13 protein-coding genes, 1 tRNA gene and 1 pseudogene are annotated in these 13,672 nt (G+C 63.4%); 10 read left to right on the top strand and 5 right to left on the bottom strand.

The features are described from left to right. The first annotated feature begins 16 nt into the window (after positions 1–16). On the top strand, positions 17–460 hold the full coding sequence (locus tag HUI96_RS19045; RefSeq protein ID WP_188256262.1) for an SRPBCC family protein: 444 nt from the start codon (positions 17–19) through the stop codon (positions 458–460). Positions 461–700: 240 nt separating this feature from the next. Here the strand turns inward: HUI96_RS19045 and HUI96_RS19040 are convergent, their stop codons facing one another. The 3 genes from HUI96_RS19040 to HUI96_RS19030 form a co-directional block, all read right to left on the bottom strand. Continuing rightward, entirely contained in the window at positions 701–1,627 is a 927-nt protein-coding gene (locus HUI96_RS19040; RefSeq protein WP_188256261.1) for an SRPBCC family protein, read from the bottom strand. Next, the gene (locus tag HUI96_RS19035; protein ID WP_188256260.1) at positions 1,624–1,965 is read right to left on the bottom strand and encodes an ArsR/SmtB family transcription factor; all 342 of its coding nucleotides are present in this window, start codon (positions 1,963–1,965) and stop codon (positions 1,624–1,626) included. Before HUI96_RS19035 ends, HUI96_RS19040 begins: the two co-directional genes overlap by 4 nt. Positions 1,966–2,404: 439 nt before the next feature. Further along, positions 2,405–2,495, bottom strand: a tRNA-Ser gene (locus HUI96_RS19030). 454 nt (positions 2,496–2,949) lie between these two features. Here HUI96_RS19030 and HUI96_RS19025 point away from each other — a divergent pair. The 6 genes from HUI96_RS19025 (at position 2,950) to HUI96_RS19000 (ending at position 10,400) form a co-directional block, all read left to right on the top strand. Further along, a complete protein-coding gene (locus HUI96_RS19025) occupies positions 2,950–4,512 on the top strand; it encodes an ABC transporter substrate-binding protein (RefSeq protein ID WP_188256259.1) in 1,563 nt (520 codons plus the stop codon). 93 nt (positions 4,513–4,605) lie between these two features. Continuing rightward, positions 4,606–5,559: an ABC transporter permease gene (locus HUI96_RS19020; RefSeq protein WP_188256258.1), complete on the top strand. Its 954-nt coding sequence runs from the start codon at positions 4,606–4,608 to the stop codon at positions 5,557–5,559. Between the two features lie 4 nt (positions 5,560–5,563). Beyond that, positions 5,564–6,478 carry an ABC transporter permease subunit gene (locus HUI96_RS19015; RefSeq protein ID WP_188256257.1) on the top strand — a complete coding sequence of 305 codons (915 nt, stop codon included), beginning with the start codon at positions 5,564–5,566 and terminating at the stop codon, positions 6,476–6,478. Positions 6,479–6,482: 4 nt separating this feature from the next. Then, a complete protein-coding gene (locus HUI96_RS19010) occupies positions 6,483–8,099 on the top strand; it encodes an ABC transporter ATP-binding protein (RefSeq protein ID WP_188256256.1) in 1,617 nt (538 codons plus the stop codon). An 80-nt stretch (positions 8,100–8,179) separates the two neighbouring features. Beyond that, a complete protein-coding gene (locus HUI96_RS19005; protein ID WP_188256255.1) occupies positions 8,180–9,547 on the top strand; it encodes an FAD-dependent oxidoreductase in 1,368 nt (455 codons plus the stop codon). Positions 9,548–9,620: 73 nt separating this feature from the next. After that, positions 9,621–10,400, top strand: coding sequence for an SDR family oxidoreductase (locus tag HUI96_RS19000; RefSeq protein ID WP_188256254.1), 780 nt, complete (start codon positions 9,621–9,623; stop codon positions 10,398–10,400). Positions 10,401–10,463: 63 nt separating this feature from the next. Here HUI96_RS19000 and HUI96_RS18995 read toward each other — a convergent pair whose 3' ends face one another. Next, entirely contained in the window at positions 10,464–11,465 is a 1,002-nt protein-coding gene (locus HUI96_RS18995) for a calcium-binding protein (protein WP_188256253.1), read from the bottom strand. A gap of 294 nt (positions 11,466–11,759) precedes the next feature. On the opposite strand from HUI96_RS18995, the gene HUI96_RS18990 reads away from it, so the two are divergent. Next, on the top strand, positions 11,760–11,996 hold the full coding sequence (locus HUI96_RS18990; RefSeq protein WP_188256252.1) for a hypothetical protein: 237 nt from the start codon (positions 11,760–11,762) through the stop codon (positions 11,994–11,996). 118 nt (positions 11,997–12,114) lie between these two features. Here the strand turns inward: HUI96_RS18990 and HUI96_RS18985 are convergent. Beyond that, positions 12,115–12,421 (bottom strand): annotated as a pseudogene (locus tag HUI96_RS18985) (ribbon-helix-helix domain-containing protein). 197 nt (positions 12,422–12,618) lie between these two features. Between HUI96_RS18985 and HUI96_RS18980 the strand changes: the two are divergent. Further along, complete coding sequence (locus HUI96_RS18980) at positions 12,619–13,014, top strand: VOC family protein (RefSeq protein WP_188256251.1); 396 nt, start codon at positions 12,619–12,621, stop codon at positions 13,012–13,014. Positions 13,015–13,087: 73 nt separating this feature from the next. Beyond that, positions 13,088–13,624: a gluconate 2-dehydrogenase subunit 3 family protein gene (locus tag HUI96_RS18975; protein WP_188256250.1), complete on the top strand. Its 537-nt coding sequence runs from the start codon at positions 13,088–13,090 to the stop codon at positions 13,622–13,624. Positions 13,625–13,672: the final 48 nt, after the last annotated feature.

The following is a 13,672-nucleotide window of genomic DNA, read 5'->3' as shown; positions in this document are numbered from 1 at the left end:
AAGAAAGGATATGACAATGCCCAGTACCGTTAAGCTGCACCGGGTTCTGGCCACCCGGCCCGAGAAGGTGTTCAGGGCCTTCGTCGAACCCGACGCAATTGCAAGCTGGCTCCCTCCCAACGGCTTCCTCTGCACGGTTCACGAGTTGGATGCCAAAGTCGGCGGCAAACACAGGATGTCATTCCGCAACTTCACAACCGACGGCAGCCATTCATTCGGTGGCACGTATATCGAGATCGTCCCCGACGAGCGGCTCGTCTACACCGACAGGTTCGACGACCCCAACCTGCCGGGCGAGATGACCGTAACCGTGACCCTAAAGGCAGTATCGGTGGGTACTGAAGTGAGCATCGAGCAGCAGGGCATTCCGGACATCATTCCGCCGGAAGCCTGCTATCTGGGTTGGCAGGAATCGCTGCGCAAACTCGCGAAACTCGTCGAACCTGAGATCAGGGAGTAGGACGATCGCCAGTATAGGCGGTTACGGCGGAGATGAGTGGTGAGCCAAATGGCTGCTCTTACCAACTCGGTCCCCGGAAGCCGCCAGACCGCTCTCGGCCCCAACGCTGCCCGACGGCAGCGCGCCGCTCGCGGGAGGTTCGGCGGAGCGAGTCGCTTCGCGGAATTCGCGGCCCCGCGAGCAATTATGCAACTCTTTCGATTTGCCGGCTCCGCTCAGGCAGAGACCAACCCGGTAGCTCTATTGCGCCGCGACGAAGCGCTCCAGCTTACCCAGCGTTTCCAGCCCCAGTTCCACCGCCCCGAAGCCTTTCGCCTCTTGGAACTCGGCCGCCGTGCTGAAGATCATGCCCAGCGTCACCTTCGTCGCCCCGTCGTGATCCTCGAACGAGGCCCAGGCATCAGCATGTTTCGGCCCGTTCTCCCCCCAAAGAAGGGTGTAGCCGAGCCTCTCCTCGGCCCGGACCTCACCATATCGATGGTGGTTCGGGAAGACCGTGCCATCCGGACCAATCATGTCGAAGACCCATTCGCCGCCTGCCCGCAGATCGATCCTCTTCGTGCGACAGGAGAACCCGTCCGGCCCCCACCATTGCGGCAGCGTCTCAGGGTTCATCCACGCGCCCCAGACCACGGTTCGCGGCGCCTTTATCACCCGTTGTAGCACCATGGTCCGCTCAGCCGCGCCCGCGAGATTGTCCAGTCCCGCGCCAAAGCCCTGTCGATAGCCCGCCTCCATGTCCTCGGCCAGTGAGGAAAGCTGCACCGTCACGACCAGTTGGCTACGCTCGCCCGTATCTGAGATATCCGCCGTCACCAGCGCTACCGATTGCGTCACGCCTTCGGACGAAACCACCTCGTAGTTCACGCTGCACACCGCCGGCTGCAACTCCAGCCAGCCATTCTCGCAGCGGATGTCCGGCTGGCCCTCCACCTTGCAGAGCGAGACCTCGCGTCCACCCACCCTGGTGTCGGCCTCTAGAAACTCCATAGTGACCGAGGGCGTGGGCGAGGCCCATACCGCCCGCGCGGCCGGGGCCGTCCAAGCCTGCCACAGCACCGACGACGGCGCGGCTACGTCCCGCTTGAAAGACAGCGTGGCAAAACGATCCCTTCTATCATCAGGCGCCGCACGGGTGGTGCTGCTTGCATTCAGGTTCGGTGTCATTCTGCGCGTTCCTTCATTACATTCATCACAAATGCATCCAACCGGTCGAGCCGAGCTTCCCAAATGGCCCGTTGCTCATCGAGCCATGTTCGCACTGGGTCCAGAGCCTCAGGTACGACGGCGCAGGTGCGTATCCGCCCGTCCTTGGACGTGGCTATCAACCCTGCCTCCTCCAGCACGGAAAGGTGCCGCATCACCGTGGGCAGACGCAGTCCCGTGGGACCAGCGAGGTCCGTCACCCGCGCGGGCCCTTCGGCCAGTCGAGTCAGGATCGACCGACGGGTCGGGTCGGCTAGAGCATGGAAGAGCAGCGAGAGGTCAGGATCATGCTTAGCCATGACGCTAACTATTGCCTGCCCTGCCGCGCGACGCAAGGGGAAACTTCGTCAGTCTGCTAAGTTTTTCTCGGCTGGGCAGGATGAGTGGCTTAGAGCAGTCCAGCTCTGCTACCGGACCCGCTTGGAAGGTCGTTCGCAACGGTGCTCTCACTGGCCCGATGTCCGCAATCGAAGGACGAAGCGGCGGTTGGCGCTACATCGAAATTCGAACTTCATTCGATATCGGGTGCCGACGCTCGGCGGAGGTTCTCTCCAACTGACACGAGGGCCCGCCAAAAAAGATCAACAAAGTCAATGGCAGAAAACTTGTGTCGAATTTGCGTAGTCACAAGGTTTGGAGAAAATCGGCCCGGAGAGCGCAATCTGACGCCAAGCGGTGCTCGCCGGCACACAATGACTTTGCTGAGGATTATAACCCGTCAAGAGGTTAGCCGGGCTCTGGCGGAGAGGAAGGGATTCGAACCCTCGAGAAGCTTTTGACCTCTACGCCCTTAGCAGGGGCGCGCCTTCGACCACTCGGCCACCTCTCCAAGGCGACCTGCTAACCCGATGGGCCGGCACATTCAAGCGGTTTCTCCGGCTCACAGCAGATTGTCCGTCCTAGTTTTCGCGTGAGCCCTCCGTGCCGGCTCGAACGGAGTCCCCGCCGGTCGGCTTGCCAAGTCCGAGCGCCCAGCATGCGCCAGCGATGCCTGCAAGACTGGCGTAGCATCCGCAGCGCCAATTGATGCGGATTCCGCGCTGCCCGGCCCAAAGTTGTGGACAAATTGGCGCCGGGGAGACGACTAAGATCCATGACTGGGTGGTCTGTTTTCTCGGCAATCCTTTGATGATCGCGGGCGGCTGCGCTGCCGTGGCGGATACACCGTGACGTGGTGTCGCAATCAATCCAACCTGGTTCGAGCGACCGATTTATCAGGACAGTGCACTGGAAAGCTTCAGGCAAAGTGCCTACGCTGCACTGTATCACAAGGAGGGGACAGCATGACCAAACTCATTTTGCCGCACGCGGTTACGCGGCGCGGCCTGCTCAAGGGCGCCGCTGCGGTCGGCGCTGCGGGCCTGCTGCTGCCGGGCTCGATGGGCTCCGCAAGGGCCGAGCCGAAGAAGGGTGGCGTGTTCCGCGTCGGCATCGGACACGGCTCCACCACCGACGGCTACGATCCGGCGGTCTGGGACAATCTCTACGCACAGACCTTCGCGGCCGCGCGCCACAACCAACTGATCGAAGTCGGCGCGGACGGAAATCTTGTGCCCGAGATCGCGGAGAGCTGGGAATCGTCGGATGCGAAGACCTGGGTGTTCAAGATCCGCCAGGGCGTCTCGTTCCATTCCGGCAAGACGGTGACCATCGATGACGTGATCGCCTCGATCAACCATCACCTCGGCGAGAAGTCCACTTCGGCGGCCAAGCCCTACCTCGAGCCGATCGCCGATATGAAGGCCGACGGCCAGAACCTCGTGGTTACGCTGAAGGCGCCGAACGCCGACTTCCCCTACATCATGTCGGACTACCACCTGCCGATCATGCCGGCCACCGACGGCAAGATCGACCCGACCTCCTCGGACGGCTGCGGCCCCTATATCGTCGAAAGCTACGAGCCCGGCGTACAGGCGACGCTCAACCGCAACGCGAACTACTGGAAGACCGACCGCGCCCATTTCGATCAGGTCGTCGTCCTTGTGATCCTCGACTCGGCCGCACGCCTCAATGCGCTTATGACGGGCGAAGTGGACGCGATCGATCAGGTCGAGCCTTCGACCATCCCCATGCTGGAAAGCCGTGGCGTCGCCAACATCGTGTCGGTTTCGGGCAACGCGCACTACTGCTTCCCGATGGATGCCCGCGCTGCGCCGTTCTCCGACAACAACGTGCGTCTGGCCCTGAAGTACGCTTTCGACCGGCAGGAACTGGTGGACAAGATCCTGAACGGCCACGGTTCGGTGTCGAACGACAATCCGATCGGCCCGGCCAGCCGCTACTTCTTCAAGGACATGGAACCGAAGGGCTACGACCCGGACAAGGCAAAATCCTTCCTGAAGAAGGCGGGAATGGACAATCTCGAGGTGACCCTCGTCGCGGCCGACGCAGCTTTCGCCGGCGCGGTCGATGCGGCGGTCCTGATCAGCGAGAAGGCCGCGGCCGCGGGCATTACGATCACCGTGGACCGTGCCCCGAACGACGCCTATTGGGACAATGTCTGGCTGAAGAAGCCCTTCTGCGCCAGCTACTGGGGCGGCCGTGCGGTCGAGGACCAGATGTTCTCGGTGGCCTATACCAAGGGCGCGGCTTGGAACGAGAGCTACTGGGACAATGCGCGCTTCGAGGAACTGCTCGTGGCTGCCCGCTCCGAGCTCGACGAAGCCAAGCGCCGGGAGATGTATTACGAGATGCAGAAGATCGTGTCCTTCGAGGGCTCGACCATCATCCCGATGTACAACAACTACGTCATGGGCCTGTCGAAGAAGCTCGCAACGCCGGAGAAGGTCGCCAGCGACTGGAATCTCGACGGCTTCCGCTGCGTCGAGCGCTGGTGGTTTACCTAAGACCTGCTGACTCGGTTCGGCTCCGGCGCCACGGCGCCGGAGCTCTTCTGCACTTTGAACGGCGGCCTTAAGACCGTCGGCAACGGGGGACAGATGAGTGATGTCTGGCGCATGATCGGGCGCAGGCTGCTGTTTGGCTGCCTGACGCTATTCGTGATTTCGGTCGTCATATTTGGAGCGACCGAGCTCCTGCCGGGCGATCTGGCGCGCCAACTCCTGGGGCAATCGGCGACGCCCGAGACCTTGGCGGCGCTGCGCGAACAATTGGGGCTCAACGCTCCCGCCCCTCTGCGCTACTGGAACTGGCTGACGGCCGCGCTGCATGGCGACTTCGGCGTCTCCATGGCCAACAAGCGGCCGATCGCCGATCTCGTCTCGGCCCGTCTGGGCAACACGCTTTTCCTTGCGCTCTATGCCGCCGCTCTGGCCGTGCCGCTTGCTCTCATCCTCGGCGTTCTCGCTGCGCTCTGGCGCAATTCCTGGTTCGATCGCGCCGCCAACTCGCTCGCTCTGACCTCGATCTCGTTTCCCGAATTCTTCGTCGCCTACATCCTTGTCCTCTGGCTGGCGCAGTCGGGGCTGTTTCCCTCGATGGTGCGGATCACGCCGGGCACGACCTTTGGCGCTCGACTCTATATGTCGTTCCTGCCGGCCTTGACGCTGACGCTCGTGGTCACCGCACACATGATGCGCATGACGCGGGCCGCAATCATCAATCTCCTCGCCTCACCCTATATCGAGATGGCGCGCCTCAAGGGGATGTCGCCCCTGCGGGTGATCCTGCGCCATGCCGTGCCGAACGCCCTCGCGCCCATCATCAACGTGGTCGCGCTGAACCTCGCCTATCTCATCACCGGCGTGGTCGTGGTCGAGGTGGTGTTCGTCTATCCGGGCCTCGGCCAACTCATGGTCGATGCCGTCACCAACCGCGACATAGCGGTGGTGCAGGCGGTCGCTCTGATCTTCGCTTCCGCCTACGTCCTTTTGAACCTGATCGCGGACGTGCTTTCGACCGTGACCAACCCCCGACTGATGCACCAGAGGTGAGACGATGAAGGTCCTTCTCGTCGTCATCGCCGCTGTCGCCTTCGCCTTGGCTCTTGGCTGGGTGTTCCGCGCCGCTGCATGGCGCCTTGCACCCAAGCGGCACACCCTGGTGTTCCGGGACATGCCGTTGACCGCCGCCTTCGGCATGGCGGTCATTCTCATCTATGTCGTGGTGGCCCTGTTCGCGCCGGTTCTTGCGCCGTTCGCCGAACGCGAGGTGGTCGGTGGGCAATATCTGCCCTGGGCGGCGCCCTACCTGCTCGGCACCGACAATCTCGGCCGCGACATGCTGACCCGCCTGATCTATGGGGCGCGCAATACCGTCGGCATCGCCTTCGCCACCACGGCGCTCGCCTTCGTCGTCGGCTCGATCCTTGGTATCTGGGCCGCGGTGTTGGGCGGCTGGGCCGACCAGGCGCTGTCGCGTTTCGTCGACGCGCTGATGGCCATTCCGGCGCTGATCTTCTCGCTGCTTCTGCTGACGATCTTCGGCACTTCGATCACAACCCTGATCCTGGTGATAGCTGCGGTGGATGCGACGCGCGTCTATCGGCTCGCGCGGTCGGTGGCCCAGGGCATCGTGGTGATGGACTATATCGAGGCCGCGCGCTTGCGCGGGGAGGGGATGTGGCGGCTGATCCGCCGCGAGATCCTGCCCAACGCGATGGCGCCGCTGGTGGCGGAGTTCGGCCTGCGCTTCTGCTTCGTGTTTCTTGCCATCTCGGCACTCTCGTTCCTCGGCCTCGGCATCAAGCCGCCGACCGCCGACTGGGGCAGCATGGTGCGCGAGAATGCGACGCTGATCACCTTCGGCGACGTCACGCCGCTCTTGCCGGCGGGCGCCATCGCGCTACTCACCGTGGCGGTCAACTTCGTGGTGGATTGGCAACTGCACCGCGCCTCGGGGCTCAAGGAGTAGTGCGATGAGGGGAGAGGTCCTTCTCACCATCCGCGACCTGCGCATCGAAGGGCGCTCGGGCGACACCTGGTCCGAGATCGTCAAGGGCGTGGACCTGACCCTGCACAAGGGCGAAGTCCTCGGTCTGATCGGCGAATCCGGCGCCGGCAAATCGACGCTCGGCCTCGCCGCCATGGGGTTTGCACGCGATGGCTGCCGGATCTCCGGCGGCACGATCGATTTCGACGGGATCGACCTGCGCAAGGCATCCGAAGGCGAACGGCGCGCGCTTCGCGGCAAGCGCATCGCCTATGTGGCGCAGTCTGCGGCCGCCAGTTTCAATCCGGCCCACAAACTGATCGACCAGTACTGTGAGGGGCCGGTCGTCCACGGCGTGATGGCGCGAGACAAGGCCGCGGCGGATGCGGTGGAGCTTTACCGGCGCATGCGGCTGCCAAATCCCGACGAGATCGGCTTCCGCTATCCTCATCAGGTCTCCGGCGGGCAACTGCAGCGGGCCATGACGGCGATGGCGATGGCGTGCCGCCCCGATCTCATCATCTTCGACGAGCCGACCACCGCGCTCGACGTCACCACCCAGATCGAGGTGCTGGCCGCCATCCGCGACATCGTCCGCCAGTTCGGCACGGCGGCGATCTACATCACCCACGATCTCGCGGTGGTCGCCCAGATGGCCGATCGCATCAAGGTGCTGCTGCGCGGTGTGGAAGTCGAGGAAGCCGACACCAGGTCGATGCTTGCTGCCCCGCGCGAAGACTATACGAGAAGCCTCTGGGCCGTGCGCAGCTTCGCGCGCCCGGAGCAGTCTCAGGCGACCGGGACGCCGGTCGTTTCGGTCCGCAACATCACCGCCGGATACGGGACGGTCGACGTGCTGAAGAACGTCAGCTTCGACATCCACGCGCGCCGCACGGTGGCCGTGGTCGGCGAAAGTGGCTCGGGCAAGTCGACGACCGCGCGGGTGATCACCGGGCTGCTGCCGCCCCGCGAGGGAGAGGTGCTCTTTGAGAACAAGCCCCTGCCGCCCTCCTTCAAGGCCCGCTCGCGCGAGCAGCTTCGCCAGTGCCAGATGATCTACCAGATGGCGGATACGGCGCTGAACCCAAAACTGCGCCTGCGTGAATTGATCGGCCGGCCCGCCCAGATGTATCTGGGGCTGAAAGGCCGCGCGCTGGAAGAGCGCGTGCGCGAACTGCTCGCGATGATCGAGCTGGAGCCGGACCGCTTCATCGATCGTCTGCCTGGGGAACTCTCCGGCGGACAGAAGCAGCGGATAGGCATTGCCCGCGCGCTTGCGGCAGAGCCGAAGCTGATCATCTGCGACGAGGTCACCAGCGCCCTCGACCAGATCGTTCAGGAAGGCATCCTGAAGCTTCTTGACCGGCTGCAGTCGGAACTCGACCTCGCCTACATGTTCATCACCCACGACCTCGCCACCGTGAAAGCGATCGCCGACGAAGTGGTGGTGATGCAGTCGGGCCTGGTCGTCGAGAAGGGGCCCAAGTCCGAGATGTTCCGGCCGCCCAACGAGCCCTACACCGACCTGCTTCTGTCGTCGGTGCCCGAGATGGATCCCGACTGGCTGACCCGCCTCCTGGCCTCACGATCTGGCCAGGCCTGACCTTTCAGGGTCAGGGCGCCGTTTGGCATACCATCACGCCGGCCTCGCGACGGCCGGCTTCCTTCATTGTGAGTTCCTGAATGAGCACTGATTTCATCACCGAGCCTGCGCGTCGCATCGAGGTCATCGGGCGCACGGACGTTCTTGTGGTGGGTTCCGGCCCGGGAGGCCTTGCCGCTGCCCTTGCCGCCGCACGGGCCGGGGTCGAGGTCACGTTGGTGGAGCGCTTCGGCTGCTTCGGAGGGAACATCACCGTCGTCGGTGTCGAGGGGCTTGCCTGGTACCGGCATGAGCAGACGGTCGAGGCGAACGGCATCGGCCGCGAGTTCGAGGAGCGCGCCAAGGCCATGGGCGCGGCCGTGCCGGAAAGCCAGTCGCTGAGCTACGAGCTTGACAGCGAAGGCTTCAAGCTGGTTGCGGATGCGCTGGTCGAGGAGGCAGGCATCCATCCGATGCTGCACCGGACCTTCGTCTCACCGGTCATGGAGGGCGATCGCTGCGCCGGCATCGTCGTGGAATCGAAGGCCGGGCGGGAGGCGATCCTCGCCAAGGTCGTGATCGACGCCACCGGCGATGCCGACGTCGCAACCCGCGCCGGGGCGCCTGTCCACAAGACGCCGATCGAACATATCCAGGCGGCAAGCGTGATGTTCAACCTCGCCGGGGTGAACAAGTCCGAATTCATGGCCGAGGTAAAGGCCGACCCGCAGACCTACAAGGACTGGTCTACGGGCGAGTGGACGGTGGAAACGGACGGGAAGGAGGACGACATGTTCTCGCCCTTCCTCAAGAAGCCGTTCGCCAAGGCGATCGAGGAGGGGATCATCCCGAAGAACCTCAACACCATCGCCGGGACCTGGGGCGCGGTCCACGACACCGGCGAGTTGACCTACATGAATCTCGTGCATCTCGCCGGCATCGACGGGACCGATCCGGACAGCATGACCAAGGGCGAGATCGAAGGGCGCAAGCAGGCGATGCTCGCCATCGAGGCGCTGAGGCGTTTCATGCCGGGCTGCAAGGGCGTGCGGCTGCGCAACTTCGGCATGACCATCGGCATCCGCGACACCCGCAAGATCGACGCCGTCTACAACATGACCGAGCAGGACGTGCGCCAGCAAGGCCGCTTCGAGGACACGATCGGAATCTATCCCGAATTCATCGACGGCTACGGCATCCTCATCATCCCTACGACTGGGCGCTACATGCACGTGCCCTACCGCTCGATGCTGCCGAAGGGCGTCAAAGGCCTTCTGGTCACCGGCCGCGCGATCGGCGGCGACAGGGTGGCCCATGCCGCGACCCGCAACATGGCCTGCTGCGCGGTGGCCGGGCAGGGCGCGGGCGTCGCCGCAGCCCTTGCCGTGAAGACCGGCCGGGAGGTGGCCGAAGTCGACATGGCGGCCGTACAGGCGGAACTGGTCCGGCAGGGCGTCCGCATCCACTGATCGGCGACCGTCTGCAATTGATCGACGTGACGGCTGCGGCCTTCGCGAGCATGAGGGCTGAGGAGGAGGGCAAATGACTGGAATTCTTGAAGGGCAGCGCGTGCTGATCACGGCCGGCGGCTCCGGTATCGGCAAGACTATGGCCGAGGCGTTCGCCGAGAGTGGCGCGCGCGTCTGGGTGGTGGATGTCAATGGCGACAGCCTGGACGGTTGCCCCTCCGAATGGCGGCGCGATCGCGTGGATGTCAGCGACCCCGACGGGATGTCCGACCTGTTTCGCCGGATCGGCGAAGCCTGGCAGGGCCTCGATGCACTCTGCGCCAACGCCGGGACGCCGGGGCCTACGGCGCTTCTGGAAGACCAGCCCGTCGACGGCTTCCGAGCCTGTCTGGCGGTGAATGTCGAGGGCGCGTTCCTGGCCTCAAAGGGCGCGCTGCCGATGATGAAGGCTGCCGGACGGGGCTCCATCGTCTTCACCAGTTCCACCGCCGGCCTGTACGGCTTTCCGCTGCGCGCCCCTTATGCCGCCGCAAAATGGGCGATCAACGGGCTGATGAAGACCGTCGCCATGGAGGCGGGGCCTTACGGCGTTCGCGCCAACGTGGTTGCACCTGGCTGCGTGGAAGGCCCGCGCATCGACGGCGTGATTGCTCGCGAGGCGGCCGCGAAGGGCATGAGCCCGGAGGCGGTGCGCTCCGCCTATGAAGGGGGCACGTCGATGAGGACCTTCGTCACGGCGCGCGACATCGCTAATATGGCGGTCTTCCTTTCGTCCCCCGCGGCGGCCCGCGTGTCCGGGCAGATCATCGCCGTCGACGGTCATACGGAGAACCCCGACCCGAAGGCAGGTTAGCGAAGTTGGCCGGCGGGCATCTCCGAATCCTGTCGCGAGAGCCCGCCTTGGACTAGGCGATCATCAGACGATGAAGTCGCTCACATCGAGATTGTGCTTTCCGATGAGCACGATCTCGAACTCGGGCGTGGCGTCGTTGTCGACGTTGCCCGCTACGACAGTATTCCCTGCGGAGTTGTAGTAGTAGCGAAGCTCCCCAGGGCTGTTGGATATGAATTTCTTCCCCCCGATGAAGTCGAAAGCCTGATTGCCGGCGCGGGTGGCATCCGCATCGATCTGCGAAAAATCGATGCGGTCGTCATAGCCATAGCTATCATTGACCTGAAAGTCCTTGATGATGTCGCGACCGGTGGAACTCGTCATTTCCGAGATGGCGGCGAAACGGAAGATGTCGTTCCCCGACCCGCCTGACATGTAGTCGCTTCCCTGGCCGCCCCAGATCTGGTCGTTGCCGGCACCGCCGAAGATGTCGTCGTCGCCGATACCGCCGAGAAGCTTGTCGTTGCCGCCATTGCCGTGAATCAGGTCGTCGCCTCGACCACCAAACAGCACATCGCCGCTGCCGGTTCCGCTGATGGAAAGGGCTTTCGCGGAAGTGTCGAATACGAAGTCGCTGGAAATGAACTTGCCCTTGGTGACGTTGGCGATCTCGATATAGTGGTTGTACCCGCCGTAGTACGCGTTGAGCAGCGAGCCTCCGTCAGCGGTGTTGCCGAGCAGCGCTTTGACCTGGCTGAAGTCGGAAACGCCCCACGCGCGCAGATCGATCTTGTCGGAATCCAGCGTAAAGTCGGCGATGTAGTCGTCGCTGAGAGCGCTCGAACGGGCGCTCATGCGGAACCAATCGGCGCCCGCTCCTCCGTAGAGCGTGTTGATGCCGGTCCCTCCGATCAGGTCGTCGTTGCCGGCGCCGCCATAGAGGATGTCATTGCCGGCCCCACCGTCGATCCAGTCGTTGCCGCCATAGCCGTAGACCTTGTCATTGCCGCCATAGGCGTAGATCTCGTCGGCAGAAGTGGTGCCGCCGAGCGTGTTGTTGGAGTTGGTACCCTTGATCAATGCCATGGACGCGATTCCTCAGTTGATGCTCCCCTTGCATAGGTCTGGCCCGGTGAACCGATGATGAATGGTAGGTTCATCAAGCGTGCACTGGCGTAGCCTCGCCGCCGCGGCTCGAGCCATTGCGAATATCGGAATCCGTTGGAACCTCCTCCATCCGCTCGGGTTGGAACTCCGCTGCCGGGCGCGTGAAAGCAGCGCGCGCAGGGCGGCGGTCATGCCAAGGCAGTGATGCCTCGGTCCCCGCCAGTACCGACGCGGCGTGAATCCTCCGAGCAGCAATATCAAAGGAGAAACCCAATGCCTGAGCAACGCAAAGGCCAGGGCCGACAGGGCAGCCGTCAGCAGGGCGGCGTGCATGAAAAAGGACAGCAGGGCAAAGGCCAGCAGAGCCAAAGCGAGCAGGATCAGTCCCTGAAGGAACGCGAGTATCGCGATAGCCAGGGCAACATACACCACCATACCCGCACCTATATGGAAGTGCACGGCGGGGAGAGCCGTGGTGGCGACAAGGGCGGCGGCAAGCAGCAGCGCTGACATTGCGAGACCTGAGGCAGCCTGGCACCTTTCTGCCGGGCTGCTCCCAACCCGCGTAATCACTCCCGCCAATGCGACTCGGGCAAGACCCTATCCTAGTAAGTCGTTCCGTACGAGTTCACGCGGCTTGGCGCCGGGCGAGCCCGGCCCGGGCTTGCGAAGGGTGCGAGTTGCGCAGGTGAAGCACGCACCTCGTGCGTAGCATCGACGCGAAATTGTGGATCTCACCGTTCATCTCGAGAGCTTCGTCATGCAGCTTGGAGATGAATTTGGGCGTGCTCATTCCTTGGCTCCCGGCAATCTCGTCCAGCAGTTCCCAGAATGCAGCCTCGAGTTGGATGCTGGTCGAGTGCCCGGCAATGCGAAATGGACCGGTTGATGGAGCGGTAGCCTTCCGCGTCGTGGCCTGCGAAGACCTTGCACACGGGATCTCCTCCTGTTCTTTCTTCTGATTATTGGCCTCAAAGAGTGAGGCATCGGCTTAGTGTCTGCCTGTTGACGAAGCTGTGCAACGGAACTTTCCGCCAAAGCTCCTGTTGCCGCCGGCGTGGTAACCGGCTGCCACCAAACCCCCGGGCAAGCGGGCATAATCCTGGCCGTAAGATGAGAAGCGGAGCAGCAATTGGCGAAGGCTATTCATTCCATGGTGCGCGTGCTCGATGAGGCGCGCTCGATCGATTTCTACAGGGCCGCGTTCGGACTGGAGATTGCTGAGCGGCTGGATTTCGACACGTTCACATTGATCTACCTCAGCAATCCGGAAAGCGAATTCGAGGTCGAACTGACCGTCAACAAGGGGCGTACTGAGCCCTATTCGCTCGGCGACGGCTATGGCCATCTGGCGGTATCGGTCGACGATCTCGAGGCCGAGCACAACCGCATGAGCGAACGCGGCCTTTCGCCGAAGAATATCGTCGACTTCGCCCCCGGCGGCACGCCGATTGCCCGCTTCTTCTTCATCGAGGATCCGGACGGCTACAAGATCGAGGTCTTGCAGCGGGGAGGGCGCTACAAATAGCGGCGCAAGCCGCGAGTGCAGGGGAGGGGCCGTCCACTTCGTCCTGGGAACAGGGCACGCAAGGGAGGTACGGATGGTCACGATCTATACAGGCAAGCCGGGCCTTTCCCGGCGCGAACTCCTGAAACGCGGCTCGGCGGCCGGCGCGCTATTCGTCATCAGCGGTTCGGCGGTGCTGCTCAGTGCCACCGAATCCTGGGCCCTGGAAACGAGCGCGCTGAAGCCCGAGACTATGGCGACGCTGATCCAGATGGCGCGCGACATCTACCCGCACGATCAGGTGCCGGACAGATACTACGCCATCGCGGTTAAGTCGCACGACGAGCAGGCCGGCAAGGACCCGGCCCACAAGGAACTCATCGAGAATGGAATCGCCGATCTGGACCGCAGATCCGGCGTCGGCGGCTACACCGGGCTCGGCTGGGAAGAAGATCGCGTTGCCGTCCTCAGGCAGATCGAGACGACGCCCTTCTTCCAGACGGTGCGGGGCGGGCTCGTGGTGAGCCTCTACAATCAGAAGGAGGTCTGGCCGATCTTCGGCTACGAGGGCGAGTCCTATTCCAAGGGGGGATACATCAAGCGAGGCTTCGACGACATCGAATGGCTCTGACCGGGCCTTCGATCCACGCAATCGCAGCCAAGAATTCCCTGGGAGGAA

Source organism: Pseudaminobacter soli (ex Zhang et al. 2022) (genome assembly GCF_014595955.1).
Classification (GTDB): Bacteria; Pseudomonadota; Alphaproteobacteria; order Rhizobiales; family Rhizobiaceae; genus Kumtagia; species Kumtagia pseudosoli.
This window is presented reverse-complemented; position numbering and strand designations above follow the sequence as displayed.

What these genes read in the sequence shown, in the direction of transcription:
- HUI96_RS19045 (WP_188256262.1), top strand. Translation starts at nt 17, where the DNA reads ATGCCCAGTACCGTTAAGCTGCACCGGGTTCTGGCCACCCGGCCCGAG.
- HUI96_RS19040 (WP_188256261.1), bottom strand. Translation starts at nt 1,627, where the DNA reads ATGACACCGAACCTGAATGCAAGCAGCACCACCCGTGCGGCGCCTGAT.
- HUI96_RS19035 (WP_188256260.1), bottom strand. Translation starts at nt 1,965, where the DNA reads ATGGCTAAGCATGATCCTGACCTCTCGCTGCTCTTCCATGCTCTAGCC.
- HUI96_RS19025 (WP_188256259.1), top strand. Translation starts at nt 2,950, where the DNA reads ATGACCAAACTCATTTTGCCGCACGCGGTTACGCGGCGCGGCCTGCTC.
- HUI96_RS19020 (WP_188256258.1), top strand. Translation starts at nt 4,606, where the DNA reads ATGAGTGATGTCTGGCGCATGATCGGGCGCAGGCTGCTGTTTGGCTGC.
- HUI96_RS19015 (WP_188256257.1), top strand. Translation starts at nt 5,564, where the DNA reads ATGAAGGTCCTTCTCGTCGTCATCGCCGCTGTCGCCTTCGCCTTGGCT.
- HUI96_RS19010 (WP_188256256.1), top strand. Translation starts at nt 6,483, where the DNA reads ATGAGGGGAGAGGTCCTTCTCACCATCCGCGACCTGCGCATCGAAGGG.
- HUI96_RS19005 (WP_188256255.1), top strand. Translation starts at nt 8,180, where the DNA reads ATGAGCACTGATTTCATCACCGAGCCTGCGCGTCGCATCGAGGTCATC.
- HUI96_RS19000 (WP_188256254.1), top strand. Translation starts at nt 9,621, where the DNA reads ATGACTGGAATTCTTGAAGGGCAGCGCGTGCTGATCACGGCCGGCGGC.
- HUI96_RS18995 (WP_188256253.1), bottom strand. Translation starts at nt 11,465, where the DNA reads ATGGCATTGATCAAGGGTACCAACTCCAACAACACGCTCGGCGGCACC.
- HUI96_RS18990 (WP_188256252.1), top strand. Translation starts at nt 11,760, where the DNA reads ATGCCTGAGCAACGCAAAGGCCAGGGCCGACAGGGCAGCCGTCAGCAG.
- HUI96_RS18975 (WP_188256250.1), top strand. Translation starts at nt 13,088, where the DNA reads ATGGTCACGATCTATACAGGCAAGCCGGGCCTTTCCCGGCGCGAACTC.